Annotated in this window: 17 protein-coding genes; 2 read left to right on the top strand and 15 right to left on the bottom strand. The window is 68.4% G+C overall.

The annotated features are described in order from the left end of the window. Positions 1–26: 26 nt before the first annotated feature. The 5 genes from rodA to ACSQ1W_RS00455 form a co-directional block, all read right to left on the bottom strand. Positions 27–1,163: a rod shape-determining protein RodA gene (gene rodA / locus ACSQ1W_RS00475; protein WP_436041236.1), complete on the bottom strand. Its 1,137-nt coding sequence runs from the start codon at positions 1,161–1,163 to the stop codon at positions 27–29. Beyond that, positions 1,160–3,289 (bottom strand): penicillin-binding protein 2, encoded by a 2,130-nt coding sequence (mrdA, locus tag ACSQ1W_RS00470; protein WP_436041235.1) that lies wholly within the window; start codon positions 3,287–3,289, stop codon positions 1,160–1,162. Before mrdA ends, rodA begins: the two co-directional genes overlap by 4 nt. Before the next feature lie 3 nt (positions 3,290–3,292). Next, positions 3,293–3,778 (bottom strand): rod shape-determining protein MreD, encoded by a 486-nt coding sequence (gene mreD, locus ACSQ1W_RS00465; protein WP_436041234.1) that lies wholly within the window; start codon positions 3,776–3,778, stop codon positions 3,293–3,295. Then, entirely contained in the window at positions 3,775–4,935 is a 1,161-nt protein-coding gene (gene mreC, locus ACSQ1W_RS00460; protein ID WP_436041233.1) for a rod shape-determining protein MreC, read from the bottom strand. Before mreC ends, mreD begins: the two co-directional genes overlap by 4 nt. A gap of 138 nt (positions 4,936–5,073) precedes the next feature. Beyond that, positions 5,074–6,120 (bottom strand): rod shape-determining protein, encoded by a 1,047-nt coding sequence (locus ACSQ1W_RS00455; RefSeq protein WP_192270868.1) that lies wholly within the window; start codon positions 6,118–6,120, stop codon positions 5,074–5,076. A 318-nt stretch (positions 6,121–6,438) separates the two neighbouring features. Here ACSQ1W_RS00455 and ACSQ1W_RS00450 point away from each other — a divergent pair, with 318 nt between their 5' ends. Together ACSQ1W_RS00450 and ACSQ1W_RS00445 are read left to right on the top strand one after the other, a co-directional pair. Further along, complete coding sequence (locus tag ACSQ1W_RS00450; protein WP_192270870.1) at positions 6,439–7,371, top strand: carbohydrate kinase family protein; 933 nt, start codon at positions 6,439–6,441, stop codon at positions 7,369–7,371. Between the two features lie 135 nt (positions 7,372–7,506). Next, positions 7,507–8,952: a diguanylate cyclase gene (locus ACSQ1W_RS00445; protein ID WP_436041232.1), complete on the top strand. Its 1,446-nt coding sequence runs from the start codon at positions 7,507–7,509 to the stop codon at positions 8,950–8,952. 36 nt (positions 8,953–8,988) lie between these two features. Here the strand turns inward: ACSQ1W_RS00445 and ACSQ1W_RS00440 are convergent, their stop codons facing one another. From ACSQ1W_RS00440 to ACSQ1W_RS00395, 10 genes are all read right to left on the bottom strand, one after another. Then, positions 8,989–10,248, bottom strand: coding sequence for a metallophosphoesterase (locus tag ACSQ1W_RS00440; protein ID WP_436041231.1), 1,260 nt, complete (start codon positions 10,246–10,248; stop codon positions 8,989–8,991). Positions 10,249–10,396: 148 nt separating this feature from the next. Next, positions 10,397–11,050, bottom strand: a complete 654-nt coding sequence (locus tag ACSQ1W_RS00435) for an HAD family hydrolase (RefSeq protein WP_436041230.1) — start codon at positions 11,048–11,050, stop codon at positions 10,397–10,399. 5 nt (positions 11,051–11,055) lie between these two features. Then, positions 11,056–11,796 carry a hypothetical protein gene (locus ACSQ1W_RS00430; RefSeq protein ID WP_436041229.1) on the bottom strand — a complete coding sequence of 247 codons (741 nt, stop codon included), beginning with the start codon at positions 11,794–11,796 and terminating at the stop codon, positions 11,056–11,058. Beyond that, the gene (locus tag ACSQ1W_RS00425; RefSeq protein ID WP_436041228.1) at positions 11,793–12,770 is read right to left on the bottom strand and encodes an alpha/beta fold hydrolase; all 978 of its coding nucleotides are present in this window, start codon (positions 12,768–12,770) and stop codon (positions 11,793–11,795) included. The genes ACSQ1W_RS00430 and ACSQ1W_RS00425 overlap by 4 nt, the downstream gene beginning before the upstream one ends. Positions 12,771–12,773: 3 nt before the next feature. Next, positions 12,774–14,687, bottom strand: a complete 1,914-nt coding sequence (locus ACSQ1W_RS00420) for a M1 family metallopeptidase (RefSeq protein WP_436041227.1) — start codon at positions 14,685–14,687, stop codon at positions 12,774–12,776. 61 nt (positions 14,688–14,748) lie between these two features. Continuing rightward, complete coding sequence (gene ubiE / locus ACSQ1W_RS00415) at positions 14,749–15,510, bottom strand: bifunctional demethylmenaquinone methyltransferase/2-methoxy-6-polyprenyl-1,4-benzoquinol methylase UbiE (RefSeq protein ID WP_436041226.1); 762 nt, start codon at positions 15,508–15,510, stop codon at positions 14,749–14,751. A 37-nt stretch (positions 15,511–15,547) separates the two neighbouring features. Then, positions 15,548–15,982: a hypothetical protein gene (locus ACSQ1W_RS00410; protein WP_436041225.1), complete on the bottom strand. Its 435-nt coding sequence runs from the start codon at positions 15,980–15,982 to the stop codon at positions 15,548–15,550. A 15-nt stretch (positions 15,983–15,997) separates the two neighbouring features. Beyond that, positions 15,998–17,158 carry a hypothetical protein gene (locus ACSQ1W_RS00405; RefSeq protein ID WP_436041224.1) on the bottom strand — a complete coding sequence of 387 codons (1,161 nt, stop codon included), beginning with the start codon at positions 17,156–17,158 and terminating at the stop codon, positions 15,998–16,000. A gap of 186 nt (positions 17,159–17,344) precedes the next feature. After that, on the bottom strand, positions 17,345–18,976 hold the full coding sequence (locus ACSQ1W_RS00400) for a hypothetical protein (RefSeq protein WP_436041223.1): 1,632 nt from the start codon (positions 18,974–18,976) through the stop codon (positions 17,345–17,347). 307 nt (positions 18,977–19,283) lie between these two features. Beyond that, the gene (locus ACSQ1W_RS00395) at positions 19,284–20,885 is read right to left on the bottom strand and encodes a hypothetical protein (RefSeq protein WP_436041222.1); all 1,602 of its coding nucleotides are present in this window, start codon (positions 20,883–20,885) and stop codon (positions 19,284–19,286) included. Positions 20,886–20,913: the final 28 nt, after the last annotated feature.

The following is a 20,913-nucleotide window of genomic DNA, read 5'->3' as shown; positions in this document are numbered from 1 at the left end:
CGCGATGCAGACGTGAGGCGACGCGCTCAGTAGCCGTGCACGGGCCGGTGTGCGCGCACCGCCATCACCAGCCCGAGTCCCGCGAGCAGCGACACCGCCGACGTGCCGCCGTAACTCAGCAAGGGCATCGGCACGCCGACCACGGGCAACAGGCCCGACACCATGCCGCCATTGACGACGACGTAGACGAACAGCGCCATGCCCAGCGTGCCGGCGAGCAGGCGGGAATAGGTGTCGCGCGCATCCATCGCAATCCACAGGCAGCGGCCGACGACGAACAGGTACAGCGACAGCACGATCGCCACGCCGACCCAACCGAATTCCTCCGACAGCACCGAGAAGATGAAGTCGGTGGTGTGTTCGGGCAAATAGTCCAGATGCGACTGCGAGCCCTGCCCCCAGCCCTTGCCGGTCCAGCCACCGCCGCCGATGGCGATCTTCGACTGCAGGATGTTCCAGCCGGCACCGAGTGGATCGTTCTCCGGATCGCGGAAGGTCAGGATGCGGTTCTGCTGGTACTCGCGCAGGAACGAGAACCACGAGATCGGCGCGAACATCACCAGCCCGACCGCCGTGCCGCCGAACACGCCGGCGGTGATGAACCACCACCACGACAGGCCGGCGAGATACAGGCCGAACACGCCGCTGGCCGCGACCAGCATGGCCGTGCCGAAGTCGGGCTGCAGCAGGATCAATCCGGTCGGCAGTCCGATCAGCAGCGCCGACACGATCGTCGTGCGCCAGCCCGGCGGCAGCGGTTCGCGATGCAGGTACCACGCCAGCATCATCGGCAGCGCGATCTTCAGCAGTTCCGAGGGCTGCAGGTAGAAGAATTTCAGGTCGATCCAGTGCGCGCCGTGCTTGCCCGTGCCGATGAACAGCACCAGCACCAGCGGCACCAGCGCCACCGCGAAGACGCCCGGCGTCCATGCGCGCAATCGCACGGGCGTGACGCGCGACAGTGCCCACATCGCGACCAGGCCCACGCCGAAGCGCACGCCCTGCGCCAGCACCAGCCGCGAGCCCAGTGCTTCGCCGCCGGCGCTGTACAGCACGGCCAGTCCGATCCCCATCAACGCCAGCAACGCGCCCAGCAGCAGCCAGTCCACCGTGCGCAGCAGATGACGCAGCAAGTCGAAGCCCCAGCGCAGCAGGTCGGTCATGCCGATGCCCCCGGTGCGCGCTTAAGCCCCTCTCCCGCCGGGAGAGGGGTTGGGGAGAGGGTCGGGACAGGCGCGATGGCCGGCAAAGAAGAAGAGCGCGGCGCGAGCGCGGCCGAGTTGTTGGAACTCGTACCCACACGACCTTCGTTGCCCCTCACCCCAACCCCTCTCCCGGGGGGAGAGGGGCTCGTGCCTTGGCTCGGATTCGCGGGCGGCGCCGTTGTGGGCGATGCCGGCGGTGTCGCGGGCGCCGTCCCTGCGGGAACTGCTTCTTCGCCCTCCTTCTCCGGCATCTTGCCCAGCAGGTAGGCATCGAAGATCTTGCGCGCCATCGGGCCGGCGGTGCTGCCGCCGTAACCGCCGCCTTCCACGGCGATGGCGATCGCGATGGTCGGGTTGTCGGCCGGCGCGAAGCCGACGAACAGCGAGCGGTGGCGCAGGTGCATCGGCAGGCTGCGCGGGTCGACCGCGGCGGTACCGCGACGACTGATCACCTGTGCGGTGCCGGTCTTGCCCGCCATCAGGTACGGCGCACCCAGCGCGGTGCGCCAGCCGGTACCGCCGGGCTGCATGGTGTCCTGCATGCCGAGCCGCACCACCTCGACGTTCGCCGGGTTGGGGCTGATCGCGATCGGCGCGGGCTGCGGCATCGGTTCCCACGGGCGGTCGAAACCGACACGCGCCTCGCTGACCAGGTGCGGGCGCCGCATCTGCCCGTTGGCGATGCCGGCCGTGGCGCGCACCAGTTGCAGTGGGGTGACCTTCCAGTCGCCCTGGCCGATGGCCACGTTGACGGTGTCGCCGGGATACCAGCGTTCCTTGCGCGCCTTCAGCTTGGCCGCCGGCGACGGCAGGATGCCGCCGATCTCGCCGCGCAGGTCCACGCCGGTCGGCTGGCCGAAGCCGTAATGCTCCATGTAGTCGTCGAACTGCGCGATGCCCAGGTCCAGCGCGAGCCGGTAGTAGTACGTGTTCACCGATTGCGAGATCGACTTGCGCAGGTTGGTCACGCCATGGCCGCGCCGGCTGGCATCGCCCCAGCCGCGGCTGGTGCCGGGCAGGTAGAACATGCCGGTGGAGACCACCGTGTCCTCGGGCTTGCGCTTGCCGCTGTCCAGGCCGGCCAGCGCGATCAGCGGCTTCAGCGTCGAGCCCGGCGCCACGCCGCCCAGCACTAGGCGGTTGAACTGCGGCCGCGACGGATTGTCGTTGAGCAGCTTGAAGTCCTTGCTGGAGATGCCGTTGACGAACAGGTTGGGGTCGTAGCTCGGCAGGCTGACCATCGCCAGGATCTCGCCCGTGCGCGGATCGACCGCGATCGCCGACCCCTCCAGCTCGCCGAACGAATCGACGATCGCCTGCTGCAGTTTCGCGTCCACGCTGAGCCGCAGGTCGGTGCCCGCCTGCGCCGGCACGCGGCCGACCACGCGCAGCGCACGGCCTTCCACGTTGGTCTCGACCTTCTCGTAGCCGATCCGGCCGCGCAGCTGCTCGTCGTAGTAGCGCTCCAGCCCGGTCTTGCCGATGTGGGTCAGCGCCGAGTTGATCTCGCCCAGCGTTTCCAGGTCCTTTTCGTCGACGCGGCCGACGTAGCCGACGATGTGGGCGAACAGCTCGCCGTACGGATAGCGACGGGTGAGGTAAGGCACCAGCTCGACACCGGGATAGCGCCAGCGGTCGACCGCGAAACGCGCCATCTCCTCTTCGCTGACGCGCAGCTTCAGCGTGATCGGGCGGAAGCCGCGCGTGGCCTTTCGCGTGGCCTCGAAGCGTTCGATGTCCTCGGGCGAAAGGTCGATGATCTTCGCCAGGTCGGCGACCAGCTTCGCAGGTTCCTTGACCTTGTCGGGGGTCACGTCGAGGCGGAACGCAGGGACGTTCTCCGCCAGCAGCAGGCCGTTGCGGTCGTAGATGGTGCCGCGTCCGGGCACGACCGGGCGCGGGCGGATGCGGTTGGCTTCCGAACGCGTAGCGTAGTCGGCGTGGTCGATGACCTGCAGCTTGAAGTACCAGGCGCCCAGGCCGAGCAGGCACAGCGCCACCACCACGAAGCCGGTGACCGCACGGCGGCGGAACTGGTCGGCTTCGGCATGCGGGTTCTTGCCGCGCCGGCGGGGTCCGACCATCGCTCAGCCCCGCCTGCGGCGACCCAGCCGCAGGGCATCCATCAGCACGAACAGCGGCGGCCAGAACAGCATGCCCAGCAGAGGCGCCCACCAGTACTGCCACGGCAGCGTGGGTTCGCCCAGCGCCAGGTGCACCACCGTCGTGACGATGCGGTCGTTGAGCAGCAGGCCGCCGATCGCCAGCGCCTGCTGCGACATCGGGAAGAAGCGCAGCCGCGCGCGGAAGCGCTGCAGGATGAAGGCCATGATCAGCAGGCGCAGCGCCTGTTCGCCCAGCAGCGTGCCGAACATCAGGTCGGCGACCAGGCCGACGATCACGGCGAACCCGAGGCCCGCGCTGTCCGGCGCCTCGATCACCCAGTACGCCACCACCAACGCCAGCCAGTAGGGGCGCAGCGGCTGCAACACATCCGGCAGCGGCAACAGACCCAACAGCAGGGCGACGAGGATGCTCAGCGGCATCAGCCAGCCGGTACGGGCGCGGCTCATCGCTGGGGCTCCTGCGGCGGTGGCGTGGCCGGACGGGTAGACGCCGGCGCTTTCTGCCCCTCTCCCGCCGGGAGAGGGGTTGGAGTGAGGGTCGGGGCGTTCGCAGGGCGCGAGGCTTGCGGAGAAGCCGTCGCGGGCGCGGAAACATTCTGGTTCCCCGTGGCATTCCCGGCTTCGTTGCCCCTCTCACCAACCCCTCTCCCGGCGGGCGGGAGGCTTGGGGTCGTCGGCGCGGCAGGTGTCTGAGCACCGCCCGCCTGCGTGGGAGCAGCCGCCTCCGGCAGGAAGCGCGACGGATCCGGCGGCGGCAACGGCAGCGGCGGTGCGGACTTCAGCAGCAGCACATCGCGGCCCCGGTCCAGGCGGGCGGCCGGGGTCACGTCGCCGACCAGGAAGGCGTGGCTGTCGTCCGGGCGCAGCGCGGCGATCGTGCCGACCGGGAAGCCAGCCGGGAAACGGCCACCCAGGCCCGAGGTCACCAGCACGTCGCCCACTTCCACGCCGCTGTTGAGCGGCACGTCGGCCAGTTCCAGCAGGTCGCTGCGGCCGCGGCCGTAGACGATCAGGCGCACGCCGTTGCGCGCGACCACGACCGGGACGGCGTGGTCCGGATCGGTCAGCAGCAACACAGTGGAATGGACCGGCGTGGTCTCGATGATCTGGCCCATCAGGCCACCGGCATCGATGACCGACTGGCCGACCAGCGCGCCGGCGCGACTGCCCGCATCCAGCACCAGTCGCTGGCGACCGGGCGCCAGGTCGATGTCGAGGATCGGCGCCAGCTGCACATCGAGGCCGCGCGAGGTCTTCACGCCGAGCAGCGCGCGCAGCTGGGCGTTGTCGGCCGCGGCGGTCTGCAGCCGGGCGAGCCGGGCGTTGGCGACCAGCATGTCGTTGCGCAGGCGCTGGTTCTCTTCGATCAGGCCGGTGCGGGTGGCCGCATCGTCCTGTACGCGGGTCGTCACGCGGCCCGGCAGGCCCGCCACCCACCACAGCGGCTGGGTGACCACGTTGGCCTGCGCCCGCAATTGCGACAACCAGCCGCCGCGGTGGTCGAGGATCACCAGGGCGATGGTCAGCGCCAGGTAGCCCAGCAGCCGCAGCGTGCTGGCGACTTCTCCGCGGGTGGCGACGGGAGGACCGGCGTAGGAGGGCACGTCAGGGCCGAAGGGAGAGGGATCGGAGGGGACCGCCCGGCGGATGCGCGGTGCGGAGGAACATCAGCGTGCCCGCAACGGCATCGGGGCGTCGGAGCGGCATGGCCGCCCCCGTTCGCCGAGGCCGTATGCCCGGCCTCATTCCGGCGCGAAGAACTCGTTGCCGTGCATGTCGACCAGCTCCAGCGCACGGCCACCGCCACGCGCCACGCAGGTCAGCGGATCGTCCGCCACCTGCACGTGCAGGCCGGTCTCCTCGCTGATCAGGCGGTCGAGGTCGCGCAGCAGGGCGCCACCACCGGTCAGCACGATGCCACGCTCGGCGACGTCGGCACACAGTTCCGGCGGGGTCTGCTCCAGCGCCAGCTTGACCGCGCTGACGATGCCGGACAGCGGCTCGTGCAGCGCTTCCAGCACCTCGTTGGAGTTGATCTTGATCATCTTCGGCACGCCCTCGGCGAGGTTGCGGCCGGAGATCTCCATCTCCTGCACGTCCGCCTGCGGGTAGGCGCAGCCGATCTCCAGCTTGATGCGCTCGGCGGTGGCTTCGCCGATCAGCATGCCGTGGTTGCGGCGCACGTAGTTGGTGATGAATTCGTCGAAGCGGTCGCCACCGATGCGGACCGACTGCGAGTAGACGATGCCGTTCAGCGAGATCACGGCCACCTCGGTGGTGCCGCCGCCGATGTCGATGACCATCGAGCCGCGCGCCTCGGTCACCGGCATGCCGGCGCCGATCGCGGCCGCCATCGGCTCCTCGATCAGGTAGACGTCGCGGGCGCCGGCCTCCTCGGCCGACTCCTTGATCGCGCGGCGCTCCACCTGGGTGCTGCCAGCAGGCACGCAGACCAGCACGCGCGGGCTGGGGCGCAGGAAGCGCGACTTGTGCACCTTCTTGATGAAGTACTTCAGCATCGCCTCGGTGTAGGTGAAGTCGGCGATCACGCCGTCCTTCATCGGGCGGATGGTGGTGATGTGGCCGGGGGTACGGCCCAGCATCTGCTTGGCCTCGGCGCCGACCGCCGCGACCGAGCGCGAGCCGCCGATGGCGCGGTCCTGGCGCACCGCCACGACCGACGGCTCGTTCAGCACGATGCCCTGCCCGCGCACGTAGATCAGGGTGTTGGCCGTGCCCAGATCGATGGACAGGTCGTTGGAGAACATGCCGCGGAGCTTCTTGAACATCGGGGGACGGGTTCCTGCTGGGGGCTGGAAAATCGCGCGGGGCTGGCGATTTTTTGGGCAAAAAACAAGTCGGCTAGCCTAACAATCCGGCATGGAGCGGGCAAGGAAAAATCTCGTGAATCCGCGGGGAAAAACGCCGTTCGCAGCGCGCATGCACAACGTTCGACGGCGCCGCCCCGCAGGCGGGCGCTCCCGATCAAGACTGGCCGCCAGCCGGCCCAGCCGGTAACCTTCGCACCGGCGCGCCGGGAATGGGGCGCACGTCCCGCTTTTCCTGCGGCCCGGGACGGCCGCTTCCGTCTCCAGCCGAGTCTGCCGATGTCCGCACTGATCTGTGGTTCCCTTGCCTACGACACCATCATGGTGTTCCCGGACCAGTTCAAGAACCACATCCTGCCGGACAAGGTGCACATCCTGAACGTGTCGTTCCTAGTGCCGCGCATGCGCCGCGAGTTCGGCGGCTGCGCCGGCAACATCGCCTACAACCTGAAGCTGCTGGGCGGCGATCCGATCCCGATGGCGACCGTGGGCCAGGATTTCGGTCCTTACCGCGAGCATTTCGTCGAGCAGGGCATCAATCTCGACCAGGTGAAGGTGATCGACGAGCTGTTCACCCCGCAGGCGTTCATCACCACCGACCACGACAACAACCAGATCACCGCGTTCCATCCCGGCGCGATGATGCGCAGCTACGAGAACCATGTGAAGGACGTGCCGGGCGTGACGTTCGGCATCGTCAGCCCGGACGGACGCGAGGGCATGATCCAGAACGCCGCCGAGTTCGCCGAGGCCGGCATCCCCTTCATCTTCGATCCGGGCCAGGCGATGCCGCTGTTCAACGGCGAGGAACTGCGCCATTTCATCGAACTGGCCAACTACGTGACCGTCAACGACTACGAGTCCAACCTGCTGCAGGAGCGCACGGGCTGGAGCGAGGCCGACATCGTCAAGCGCGTGAAGGCCTACATCACCACCCGCGGCCCGCACGGCTCGCAGATCCACACCCCCGAGAAGACCTACGACATCCCGCCGGCGCACGAGCGCCGCGTGACCGATCCGACCGGTTGCGGCGACGCCTTCCGCGCGGGCCTGATCTTCGGCATCGAGAAGGGCTACGACTGGCTGACCATCGGTCGCATGGGCAACCTGATGGGCGCGCTGAAGGTCGAGCACCCGGGCACGCAGAACCAGCGCTTCGATTTCGACGGATTCAACGAGCAGTTCAAGCAGCAGTTCGGCTACGCGCTGTAAGCCTGCCGCGCTTCCATACGGTCCGGGCGGAGCCGGACACTTGCACGGCGGTCATCCCCCTGGCGTAAGGTAAGCCCCGGGGGAACGGGATCCGCGATCGCGCGCCCCCATGCAGTCGTACTTCGCAGGGGCAGCATGGTCGCGCAACATCGGCAATCCATTCCGCAGGACGCGCGCGTCCCGTCGCCCCCGGTGCCCACGGCTCGCCAGCTGCTCCTGCAAGCCCTGCTGGTCGTCGCCGTCGTCTTCCTTGCCTGCGGCCTCGGCATCCTGACCCGGCCCGAGCATCAGCTGGCGGCCTTCTGGCCGACCAACGCGCTGCTGCTGGGACTGTTCGCCCGTCGCCCCGCCCTCGCCTCCCCGGCCGGCTGGGCCGCGGCCGCCCTCGGCTATGTCGCAGCCGACCTGCTGACCGGCAGCTCGCTGCCGACCACCCTGCGCCTGACCGCCGCCAACCTGGCCGGCGTGGCCGCCGGCTTCCTGGTCTTCCAGCGGGTGCGCCACGAAGACCGGCAGCTTCAGCATCCGCTGTCGATGCTGTCGGTACTGGCGGTGTCCGCCGCCGCGGCCCTGGCGGCGGGACTTGCAGGCAGCCTCAGTTCTTCCATGAAGCTGGGCTTCCTGACGACCAGCGGGTTCTGGTTCTCGGCCGAGCTGGTCTGTTACGTCGCCATCCTGCCGGTGGTGCTGCTGGCCCCGGCGCCGTCGACGCTGCCGCAGGTGCTGCGCGAGCGGCTTGCCCGCCTGCGGCGGCACCCGCGTACCGTGCTGCCGCTGCTGGCGTTGCTGCTGACGATCCTGCTCGGCGTGGTGATCGGGGGCCCGGGCGCCATCGCCTTCCCCGTGCCCGCGCTGTTGTGGTGCGCGCTGGCCTACCGCCTCTTCACCACGGCCCTGGTCACCCTGCTGTTGTGCATGTGGACGCTGATCGCGATCGCCACCGGCGTCATCGACCTGCAGCTCCGGGACGACGGTCCGTTGCCGGTGATTTCGCTGCGGATGGGCATGGCGCTGCTCGCGGTGGCACCCCTGACCGTGGCCAGCGTCAACGCGGCGCGCAACCGCCTGCTGGCCACACTCAACCACGCCGCCGACCATGATGCGCTGACCGGCACGCTGAACCGGAGTGCGTTCATGCGTCGCGGCCGTGAACTGGCCGAGCTTGCGCAGGCGACAGGCAGGCCCGTCGTCGCGATGATGCTGGACATCGACCACTTCAAATCGGTCAACGATCGCCACGGACATGCCGCCGGCGATGCCGTGCTGACGATCTTCGCCCAGCGCATGCGCGAGCATCTGCGCCAGGATGGCCTGTTCGGGCGGTTCGGTGGCGAGGAGTTCGCGGTGTTGCTGCCGGACCTGGACACCGACGACGCACGCACCGTCGCCGAGCGCCTGCGCCATCTGGCCAGCGAACCGATCCCACTGGACGATGGCCGCATGCTCGACGTCACCGTCAGTGTCGGCCTGGCCTCCCTGTCATCGCCGATGCGGGTGGACACGCTGGAGCAGTTGCTCAGCCGGGCCGACGCCGCGCTCTACCGCGCGAAGGCGATGGGTCGGAACAGGGTGATCGCCTAGCGATCGTCCACACCCTGCCGGCGCACGAGTCCAGCATCAATACGGGTGAGGAAGACCCGCCATCCTGCGCATCTCGCGATACATGCTGACCAGCATCGCCCGGTCAGCGGCATCGAACAGGCTGATCTCGCGCAGCGTCGACGGCTCGGCGGCGAGATGGCGCGGGATACCGATATCGACGACCCGCGGTCGCCCGTTCTCGAACAGCAGTACTTCCGGGCTCGCCTCCTCGCTGTTCACGTCCACGGCGTACACCCGGCCATCGTGCCGGCTTTCCACCCGATCGACGAGGGTGTGCGCCACCACGATGCGTTCGGCGGAAAACGCCGCCAGCACCGCGTCGACCTGTTCACGGGTGGCCAGCGGATAGCGATCCTGCAGCGCCTCCAGATAGCCGCGGTACTGCGTCAGTCCCTCGCTGCCGAATACGGACTCCAGCGCCACCGTATCCGTGCTTGCGCGCCCGCGCGCCCAGTAGTCGCGACTGGACGCATTCAATGCCGACACCGCAAACCCCGCGTCGACCACCGCCGGGCTGATGCCTCCGTGGACAAACAGGACATCCCCGAGCTTCAGCATCACAGGTTGGTCGCGCAACCAGTCACCGATCACGGTACCGCGGGCCAACGCCTGCCCATATCCTCCGGTTTCCATCATCGCGTGGCGATGCTCGGGATGCGCACGGGAGAAGTTGCTGCGCAACACGTACTGTTCGTGGTTGCCGAGCACCACATGCACGGCACCGCCCGCGGCCTGCGCCTGTTGCGACAATCCATGGAAGCGCCAGAGCACGGCGAACACATCGCGCCCGCGATCCACGGAGTCCCCCAGCACCACGAGATGGCCGTCGCCGTAACGCCACTGCCCGCCCTCCGCGATGCCCAGACGGGCAAGCGCGGCGTCGAGAAAGCGCAGGTTGCCTTCCACATCGCTGATCACCGCCAGCCTGGCGGGCATGGGTCCGACAGCCGCCGGTACGGCCGCCGCCGACAGCGGAAACGTGTGCCACGCGCCAGCGCACTGCATTTCCAGCGCTTCACCCTGCCCGGTCGCCCGATGCACCCTGTCTTCGCAGAACCAGCGCGCCGACCACCCGCCTCCGGGGAGCCGGGTGACGATGGGCCCATCCAGGAATCCCGGGATGCGCACCGCGTCGCCCGTACCGGAGTAGATCGGCAGCGCAACGGTGCTGTCTCCAAGCAGGGGCACGAGCAGCCGCTTGTGGACACCGTGCGACGTCGCTTCCACTTTCGCGGCACTCACCAGCATCAGGCTGCCGCCGACCAGCACCGCCACGCACGCGACCGCGATCTGCAGCAGTCGCCTTGTGAACTTCTTCACCGATCACCTCCTTGTCGGATCCACGCTGTGGCCGCTGTCCAAGCGTCACCCCGGCAGCCACAGGATAGCCCGCTCGCGGGGCTGCGGCGGGGTGATGCGCGCTTCACTGCACGCGGTCGCGTTGGCCGCCTTCCACCTGCGTGGGGCCGAGTCCCGCCAGGATCGTCGCGCAATCGGCCAACCGCCACGTGGCCTGCGTCGACCACGTAGCTTCCCTGCAGTTCACCAGCACGGTCCGCGTGCCGGCAGCGATGCCGCACTCGATGTCGAAGCGGTAGTCCCCGACCATCACCATCTGCGCCGGCGCCACGTTCCAGCGCGCCGCGAAGTAGTGCAGGCCGTCCGGCGCGGGCTTGGGCGCCACTTCGTCGCGCCCGATGACGTCGGCCTCGTCGAACAGGTCGGCCAGTCCGATGGCCGCCAGCGTCACCCAGGCCAGTTCGCGCGCATTGCGGGTAAGGATGCCGAGGCGACAGCGTCGCGCATGCAGGGCGCGCACCAGTGCGACCACGCCTGCGGCGGCCGTCGCCGCTTCGGCCAGGTCGCGCTCGTGCCGCATCAGCCACGCGCGCTTGTCCTGCGCCTCATCGGCCGGCAACGCCGCCAGATGGGCCAGGATGTCGGCTTCCAGCGGGATGTCCAGCGCACGCCGTATCAGCACGAAATCATGCACCGCTTCGGTCAGCGTGCCATCCAGATCGAATACCCAGTGGCGCAGCGCCGACAGCGACGGCGCATCGACACCCGTCGCCGACACCGCGATCAGTCCCAGCCAGGCATCTGGCTGCCATCCAGGCCACCGGTTTCGAACACCGCCTTGCGCGGGCTGCCATCCTTCACCAGGAACTCGACTTCAAGCACCTTGGTCTTGCGCACGAGGCGCCACAGGGCCTTGTTGTCGTCGATGAACATCGCCGTGGCTTCGTCGGTGTCAGGACGATGTGCGGCCATGCGCTTCGGTGCCGCCCCGTCGGCCACCACCGTCACCTGGCAGCGGCTGTAGCACGCCTTGGCGAAGTCGCTGGCCTGCAACACCAGGTAGCTGCTGCGCTTCCACTCCGGGTGATCGCGGAACACCAGCTGCACCGGCTTGGCGCCGGCGCCGTCCACGTCCACCGGTTCCTTGCTGTAGATCATCGCAGAGCGCTGGACGCCCTTGCCGGCCGGCACCTGCGCGTAGGCCCACAGCGCCTCCATACGGCGCTGGTCGCGTACCGCTTCAGCCTTGCCCTTGACCTCGTCGAGCGACGGACCGATGCGCGTGGCCGCCGTGCTCTGCGGGTACTGGTCGAGCAACGCGACGCCGTGGATGCGCGCCATGTCCCAGTCGCTGGACGCGACGGCGCTGTCGTACTTCTTCGCCAGCTCGTCGGCCTGCTGCTCGGTGGCGGCGGCCTGCGCCGCGGCGGCCGCGGCGCGCTCGGCCTCGCGGTCGCCGCAGGCGGACACGGCGAGTGCGCAGGCAAGCGCCAGCGTCATCGGGAGGAGTGCGTTCTTCTTCATCGTGAGATGCCTCGTTGGATCAGCTGGGCGACCGCAGCCGCCACGTCGTCGGGTTTTTCCATAATGGACATGTGGCCGCAACCGTCCAGTGAAACCTGGAGCGCCTGCGGCATCTGGGCGGCGTACAGCGCCATCGCACTGGGATCGACGACACGGTCCTGCCGGCACCACAACAACAGTGCAGGCTGGCGGATCGACCCCGCCATCTCACCGGGCAGGAAACGCTCGTCGCTGCGGCCGATGCGGTCCAGCACCCGCTGCTCGAACGGCGCCTGTGCGATACGCCAGTCGATCACGGCCTTCGACGCGGGCCACGGAATGGCGGGCTGCGCGGCGCGGTCGTGGAAGACGGTGTCGAGGTAGCGCTGCAGCGATGCGGCATCGTGGACCGCGAACGGATTCTGGCCCGCCAGCACCTCGATGCCGAAGGCGTTGTCGTTGAAGCGCACGCCCGCGGCGTCGATCAGGGCCACGCGTGCGACCAGCTCGGGGTGCTCCGCGGCGGTGATCGCGACGATGCCGCCGCCCATCGAATGGCCAAGCAGCACGATGGGGCTGCCATCGCGGCGGATCGCGCGCAGGAAATCCGCCAGCCGGGCCGCCTGCGCCTTGAACCCATAGTCCGCCCCGTCGATGCGCTGGCTTTCGCCCCAACCGGGCAGGTCCGGGATCACCAGTCGGTAACGGTCGCGCAACCGCGCCGCCAGCGGATACCAGTTCTCCTTGCTGCCGGTGAAGCCGTGCACCATCACCACCGTCGGCGCGGTGGGATCCTTCGCCTCGCGTTCGTCGTAGGCCCAGCGATGGTCATCGACGACCACGCGACGCTCCACCAGTCCCGCCCACCAGCCCTGCACCGCCATGCCGTTGCGCAGCGGCACCATCGGATCGCGCCAGATCCACACGGCCAGCACGCAAACAAGAACGGCCGCCACCAGGGCGACCGTCCGTGTGCGGGTCAGGCGCAACGCCATGCGTTACGGACTTGCCGGCGCCTTCGCCAGCAGCGCCTCGACCGATCCGGTCGTGATCGGGTGGTAGCCCGGCTTGGCGCGCGCGAAGCTTTCCTTCGCCAACGCCAGGCCCTCCGGTGTCTTCACCAGTTCTTCGTAGATCGGCATGATTAGCTTGCGGCGGCCGACGCGCTCGATGAACTTGGCGATCTCAGGCTGTGCATCGACATAGCCGCTGCGGATAGCCAGCGGATACCAGCGCATCGCGATCTCGCCATTGGCGGTGCCGGTGAAGTGGTACGCGTCGTCCAGCTGCTTGAGCTGTTCTACCGTCAGCGTCTGGCCCATGCCTTCGAGGAAATGCACCCACTGCTGGGTCACCCAGGCGCGGGTCAGCTGCGCATTCGGCAGCTGGCCGCTGCCCTGCCAGGCGATGCGCGCGGTATCGGTGTTGGAGAAGCCACGCGACTGCACCTGCGGCGCGTTGGCCGGGATACCCGTGCCGTACACCCAGGCCTGGATCTCGGCGTCGGTGACCAGGTTGGGATGCTTGTCCAGCAGGTTCTTCTTCGCGTAGTCGAGGAACTGCTCGGTGGTGATGCTCTGGAAGGCGAAGTGGTCGAAGTAGCCGCGCAGGAAGGCGTCGAACTCCTGTCGGCCGAAACGCTCCTCCAGGAACTGCAGGAACCACGCGCCCTTGTCGTACGACACCGCACTCAGCGCGTCATCGGCATCCAGCTGCGTGCCCGGCTTGACCGCCAGCGACTGGGTCGCTTCCGGCATCGTGCCGATTTCCTTCTTCAGGCTGTTGCGGGCGATGGAGTACTCCATGCTCGCGGTTTCCTTGCCGTACAGCGCCTCGACGATGCGGTTCTCCACGTAGCTCGTGAAGCCTTCGTTGAGCCAGCCGTGCTTGGCGCTGGAGAAGGTCACCAGGTTGCCCGACCAGCTGTGCGCCAGTTCATGCGCGATCAGCGAGACCAGCGTCTTGTCGCCGACGATCACGGTGGGCGTGATGAAGCTCAGGCGCGGGTTTTCCATGCCGCCGTACGGGAACGAGGGCGGCAGAACCAGCATGTCGTAACGGTCCCAGCGGTAGGGGCCGTACAGCTGCTCGGTGGCGGCGATCATCTTCTCGGTGTCTTCGAACTCCTTGGTTGCGCGGTCGACCATCGCCGGCTCGGCCCACACGCCGCTGCGCGCGGAGATCGGCTTGAACACCAGGTCGCCGGCGGCGATCGCCATCAGGTACGACGGGATCTTCTGCGGCATCTTGAACGTGTAGTCGCCGTCGCGCGCGGCGGCCGGGTCGTTGTCGGCGCTCATCAGCACCATCACGTCCGGGCGCGAGGTCACGTGCGCGCTGTAGGTGTAGCGCACCTGCGGCGTGTCCTGCAGCGGCACCCAGCTGCGCGCGTGGATCTGTTGCGACTGGCTGAACATGAAGGGCAGCTGCTTGCCTTCGGTCATTTCCGGCGTCAGCCACTGCAGGCCCGAGGCCTCGGGCGAGCTGGTGTAGGTGACCTTGACCTTGGCGTTGCGGGCCGGCGTCTCGATGGTCAGCTTGCTGCCCAGCACGGCGTCCTTGTCGGCCAGCGCGTACTGCAGCGGCGCCCAGGCGCCGTTGGCTTCGCCTTCGACCTTGGCGATGGTCAGATCGCGCGTGTCCAGCACCAGCTGGGTGGCGGCCTTGTCCTTCCAGTCGAGCGTGTAGGTCGCGGTGCCGCCGATGGTCTTGGCGTCGAAGTCGACCGCGATATCCAGCGCCAGGTCGTCGATGGCGACCTTGCGCGGTTCGGCGTAGGAGTGCTCGTCCTGATCGACGGGCGCTTCGACGGCGGGCGGGGGCGTGGCGGCCACGGGAGCGGGTTCGGGTTCCTTGGAACAACCGGCCGCCAGCACGGCGGCGCAGGACAACAGCAAAGCCAGAGAACGCATCAGGGGACTTCCAGCGCTACGGGGGAAGTGCCCAGTTTACCGCGTCAGGCCCCGGCCACCCTCAGACCTTGTAGCCGGTGTGGATCGCGACGATGCCGGCGGACAGGTTCTTGTAGCTGGTCCGGGCGAAGCCGGCCTCGTCCATCATGCCTTGCAGCTCGGCCTGCGGCGGGTGCTGGCGGATGCTTTCGGCCAGGTACTGGTAGCTGCCGGCGTCCTGGGCGAACAGCTGGCCCAGCTTCGGCAGCACCTTGAACGAGTGGAAGTCGTACACCGGCTTGAACCAGTCCACCGTGACCTCGGAGAACTCCAGCACGCGCGCCTGCCCACCGACCTTCAGCACGCGGTGCATGTCGCGCAGCGCGGCGGCCTTGTCGGTGACGTTGCGCAGGCCGAAGGCGATCGTGGCCAGGTCGAAGCTCGCGTCCGGGAACGGCAGCGCCTCGGCGTTGCACTGCACGTATTCCAGGCCCTGCACCACGCCGCGGTCGGTCATGCGGTCGCGACCGACCGACAGCATGCCGGCGTTGATGTCGCCCAGCACGATCTGGCCGGTGTCGCCCACCCGATCCTTCAGCAGCGCGGCGATGTCGCCGGTGCCGCCCGCCAGATCGAGCACCCGGTCACCGCGCTTCACCTGGCAGGTGCCGACGAAGTAGCGCTTCCAGACCCGATGGATGCCGAGGCTCATCAGGTCGTTCATCAGGTCGTACTTGCCGGCCACCGAGGTGAAGACCTCGCCGACGAGCTTCTGCTTGTCCTTGGCGGCGACGTCGCGGAAGCCGAAATGGGTGGTGCCGCGTTCGTAGGGGGATTCGCTCATGGCCGGATTATCGCACTACCCGCCGGCCGCGGTCCGTTCACCGTTCGGACGACGCGCAGGCCGCCGATGCCGGCCATCGCCGCGCCAGCAGGCCGCAGATGCTCCCCATGCGCGGACGCTTGCCCGGTGGTGTGCCGGCATCCATGCGTCCCGTCGCCACGGGCGTGGCGGACAAGGCAGGCAGGCTGCGTTCCAGCGCGGGCGCGGGCGTGCTCATCACGCGTGGACGTGGCCCGATACGCACCCGGAATCCCGTAGGTGTCGAGGCCACCACCGAGACCCAGTGCCGGCCATCCGGTGTATTCCATTGCTCTCCCACCTTCAGCATCGAGCCTTCGTTGCCCGACAGGTCGGCAGGCGGTGTGTCGGTGTCGACACTGTAGGCCACACCGTTGCCGCCTGCCCGATGCAGGATCACTGCATCGCCGGCCAGCGAGGACTCGTAGGTTCCGCTGCGACGCCTGGCTTCCACCGTGTAGAACTCGGCCTAGTAGGGGTCGGGCTGTGCCGCACCGGCCAGCACCACCAGCTGCACCTGGTTGGATGCCGCCACACTGCCCGCCTCCAGCACGATGTCGTGGGTCGCCTCGTTGTCCGCCGGCACGACCTGCTTGCGTGCCGCTGGAACCCATCCCAGGCGATCCCGCTGGTGCATCGCCAGGTGCTTGGGCAGCAGGCCCAACACAGGATCGGTGGTGGCATGGCGCCAGGCATCGCTCATCAGGTCCCACGGGTTGTCGTGGGTATCGGCATCGCCATCGGAGTTGTCCGAATGCGGCAACCCGTAACCGTGCCCCATCTCATGCGCCAGGCTGGCGATGTTGTCCGACGCCCACGGCGGACTCCAGGTCGCACGGGTGCAGGCATACACGCCCTCGAGCAGGCCGCAGGCCCCGCCTCCCCATGCGCGACCATCGAGTTCGCCGTTGAACACCAGATTGATGCCCTGCACGTGGCGGAAATCGACATCCGCTTCCGCCTGTGCGACGCAGTCGTTGAACAGGCGCGACAGGTCGGCGCGAGGCTTCCCCGCAATCCCGGTGATGTAGTCGGACCTCACCGCCGGCAACGTGTACCACCCGTATGCCGCGCTGCCGGCCAGATCGATGGCGCCCTGGGAGACTTCCGACCAGTAGTGGCCCAGTTGGCCCGGCGCGTTGCCGTACTGCGCCTGGAAGAACGCGCGCGTTTTCGGTTCCACCGCCATGTCGGCGAACTTGCACATCAGCGTCACCCAGCGGGTGCCGCCCACCAAGGGCTCGGCCATCGCAATACGTCCTCCGGCGTCGCGTGCGGTGGCTCGCTGCGGCAGGCGTCCGACCGGCACGATCGCCTCGATGGCGGGATCAGCCGCGATGCTCCCCCGCGGCCGGTAAGACACGGCCACACGCCGGTTCGACAATGCGGAAAGATCGCCCGCCGCGCGCGTGGCCTCGGCCTCGTCCAGCCGATAGCGCAGGCCCGGCCCGAGCTCCAGCCAGGCCTCAAGCGTGGGTGGCACCGTCACATGGCCCTGGGGCGCAGCGCGTGCATCGCCCCACCGCAGCTGCAGCGTGCCCTGCACGATGTCGCGCGCCATGGCGTGCGTGGTCAGACAGGCACCGACCACCAGCATCACGACGCCTGCAAGCGCCGGACGGACGGTCATTCTTCCAGTTCGCTGCGATCCCACGTCGGTCTCCCTGTCGTGACATCACACTCACGATCTAAGCTCTATCGCGATTCGGCGTCCAGGCAGGAAACCGGCCGCATGGCCGGTGCCACCGCTTGTTCCAATCCGCGATGCAGCGCACGTTCCGGCGGTCTCCGCCCGCTCCGCACCCCTCCAGATCCATCACCGGGTCAGCAAGGCGCACACCACCGGCACCCGCAGGAGACGTGGCACGCGCTCGCATCCGCGCGATCGTGGCGCCGAAGCGGCTGCGGTGCGCGTGACGACCGCAGACGATGCCGCATACGGCAGCGTCCTGAGTGCCGCGCCCGTCTGTGGCTTGCCGGTGCCTTGCAAGAGGGCAGGCGTCGGGGCGCTCATCGCGCGCGGACGCGGCCCCACCCGCACCACGAAGCCGTGCGCCGTCTCCGAGACCACCTGCACCCAGTGGCGCTCATCGGGGGTACTCCATTGCTCGCCCACCTTCAGCATCGAACCTTCGTTGCCGGAGAAATTCGCCGCCGGCGTGTCGGTATCGACACTGCGGGCGATGCCGTAGTCCTCGATCCGATGGATGATCACCGCATCGCCCGCCAGCGCAGACTCGTAGAGGCTATGACGACGACGCGCCTCCAGCGTGTAGATGACGGTCTTGTAGGGATCCGGTTGCGCCGGCATCGCCAGTACCAGAAGCTGCACGCCACCGGTGCCTTCCATGCCTGCCGCGTCCAGCACGATCTCGTGCGTGTCGCGGTTGTCCGAGACGAGGACGTGCTTGCGATCCGGCGCCACCCAACCCAGCCGTTCGCGCTGATAAGCGCTCAGGTACTTCGGCAGCAGACCGTAGGTCGTATCGGTGACGGCCCCGCGCCAGGCATCGCTCATCAGGTCCCAAGGATTGTCGTAGGTATCGTTGTCGCCGTCGGAGTTGTCCGAGTGCGGCAAGCCGTAGCCGTGCCCCATCTCGTGCGCGAGCGGTGCCAGGTTGTTGAACGACCACGGCGGATTCCACGTCGCACGCGTGCAGGTGTAGCTGCCATCGAGCATCGCGCAGGCACCGCCGCCCCATGCACGGCCATCGAGCTCGTCGTTGAACATCAGGTTGACGCCCTGCGCACCACCGAAATCGACCGCGGCATCGGCCTGTGCGGTGCAGTCGGCGAACAGCAGCGACAGGTCCGCCCGTGGCCGGCCATCGACAACCGCGACATAGGCCGATCTCGGCTTCGGCAGCGTGTACCAGCCGTGCGCACTGCTGCCTTCCAGGTCGATCGCACCTTGCGAAACGACGGACCAGTAGTGGCCCAGCTGGCCCGGCGCGTTGCCGTACTGGGACTGGAAATAGGCGCGTGGCTTCTGCTCGGCCGCGACATCGGCGAACTTGCACATCAGCGTGATCCAGCGCGTACGGCCGATCATCGGCGCCGCCGCCATCACCCGACCATCCTTGCCCACGGCCAACGCGCGCTGCGGCACCCGATCCGCCGGCACGATGGCGCTGATCGCCGGTGCGGAACCAGAGATCGACATCAGCTTGTCCGCTGACGCCGTGTTCGCGCGCGTGTCGTAGGACACCGCGACCCGACGGTTCGCCAGCGCATACAGATCGCCCGCCGCACGCCGGGCCTGCGCCACGTCCAGCCGATAGCGCTTGCCGGGCCCGGCATCCAGCCACGCTTCGAACGGCGAGGACGATGGCGCACCGGCGTGCGGTGCGCGCGGTGCGTCGCCCCACCGCAGCTGGAGTACGCCATGCACGACATCGTCCCGTTGCGTGTCGACCGCCATCGCCGCACCCGCAAACAGGCACGCCACGAGCGCACAGCACCGCGCGACCGCGCGCCGCGCGGCCCCATTGTTCACGCCCATCATTCACTCCGAGTTCGCGCAGTGACGCGCGACTACTCGGGACATCGCCAAGACGCGTCCAATGCGGCAAGCGGATCCGCGTTTTCAGCGGCGACATTCCGTTTCTGGAATGCACGTCGATCTTCGTCTGCGCTGCTTTGCGCATTCCGTCGGGACGAATACGAATGCAGCCGTGTCCGCCCTTCGCACGTCCTGTCACATGGGAATGCGATTACATCGACACTCTCTGCTCAAGATCGAAGCCACGCCACGCTCAGCGCTCGAGCAGCGCGCAGACGGGTGCCAGCCGCAGCATTGAAGGCAGCGCATCGCAGCCGCGCCGACGTACCATCTGTGGCCGCGCAGCGGGTGCCGGAGTGGAAGGTCGTGGCGTCGCGGGAGAGGACGAGGCCACCGGCGTCGGGCGCACCAGCACTGGAGCCGGAGAACTCATGGCGCGCGGACGGGGACCGACCCGCACCACGAATCCCTGCGCGGTGGCGGACACCACTTCCACCCAGTGCAGTTCGTCCGGGGCGCTCCAGCGTCCTCCCACCTTCAGCATCGAGCCTTCGTTGCTGGAGAAGTTCGCGGCCGGCGTATCGCGATCGACGCTGTAGGCGATGCCGTAGTCCTCGAGCCGGTGGATGATCACCGCATCGCCCGCCAGGTTCGCTTCGTACGTGCCGGTGCGACGGCGCGCCTCCAGGGTGTAGATCACGGTCTTGTACGGATCCGGCTGCGCCGGGAGGGCGAGCACCACCAGCTGCGTGTTGGCCGTCTTCAGGACGCTGCCCGCATCCAGCACGAACTCCAGCGTCTCGCGGTTGTTGGCCGCCACGACGCGCTTGCGCGACGCCGGCAGCCAGCCCAGGCGCTCGCGCTGGTACATGTTCGGATGCTTCGGCAGCAGGCCGTAGGTCGTATCGGTGGTCGCGTGGCGCCACGCATCGCTCATCACGTCCCACGGATTGTCGTAGGTATCGCTGTCGCCGTCGGAGTTGTTGGAATGCGGCAGTCCGTAACCATGGCCCATCTCGTGCGCCAGCGGCGCGAGATTGGCGAACGACCACGGCGGGCTCCAGGTCACCCGCGTGCACGTGTAGGTGCCGTCCAGCGTGGCGCAGGCACCGCCGCCCCACGAATTGCCGTCGAGCTCGCCGTTGAACATCAGGTTGACGCCCTGGATGCCGGCGAAGTCGACGTCGGCATCGGCGGCCGACGCGCAATCGGAGAACAGTTCCGACAGCTGCGCCTTCTGCTTGCCGTTGACGTCCGCCAGGTAGGCCGAGCGCGGCTTCGGCAACGTGTACCAGCCGTGTGCGGAACTGCCCGCCAGGTTGATCTGCCCGTAGGACACTTCGGCCCAGTAATGGCCCAGCTGTCCCGGTGCGTTGCCGTACTGGTCCTGGAAGAAGCTGCGCGGCTTCTGCTCGGTCGCGATGTCGGCGAACTTGCACATCAGGGTGACCCAGCGGGTCGCACCGAGTATCGGCGCCGACGCCATCACGCGTCCGTCCGAGCCCATGGCGAGCGCACGTTGCGGCAGCCTGTCCGTCGGCACGATGGCGCTGATCGCCGGCAGCGCACCGGAGGCGGACATGACCTTCGACGACGTGGCGATGCTCGTGCGGGTGTCGTACGACACCGCAACGCGGCGGTTCGCCAGCGCGTACAGGTCGCCCGCTGCGCGCTGCGCCTGCGCCACATCCAGCGCCACGCGTTGCCCGGGCCCCATGTCCAGCCAGGCGTCCAGCTGCGGCTGCGCCTGCACGCGCCCCGGCAGCGCGCGCGGAGGATCCGCCCACTGCAGTTGCAATGTTCCCTGCACCACCGTTTCCGCCTTCAGAGGAAGGACGGGAAGGATGCATGCCAATACCGACATTCCAGCGACGAGGAGCGCC

The sequence above is a fragment of the Pseudoxanthomonas sp. LjRoot143 genome (assembly GCF_964252945.1).
Taxonomy (GTDB): domain Bacteria; phylum Pseudomonadota; class Gammaproteobacteria; order Xanthomonadales; family Xanthomonadaceae; genus Pseudoxanthomonas_A.
Note: the sequence above shows the minus strand (reverse complement) of the source record. Positions and strands in the feature narration are given on the sequence as shown.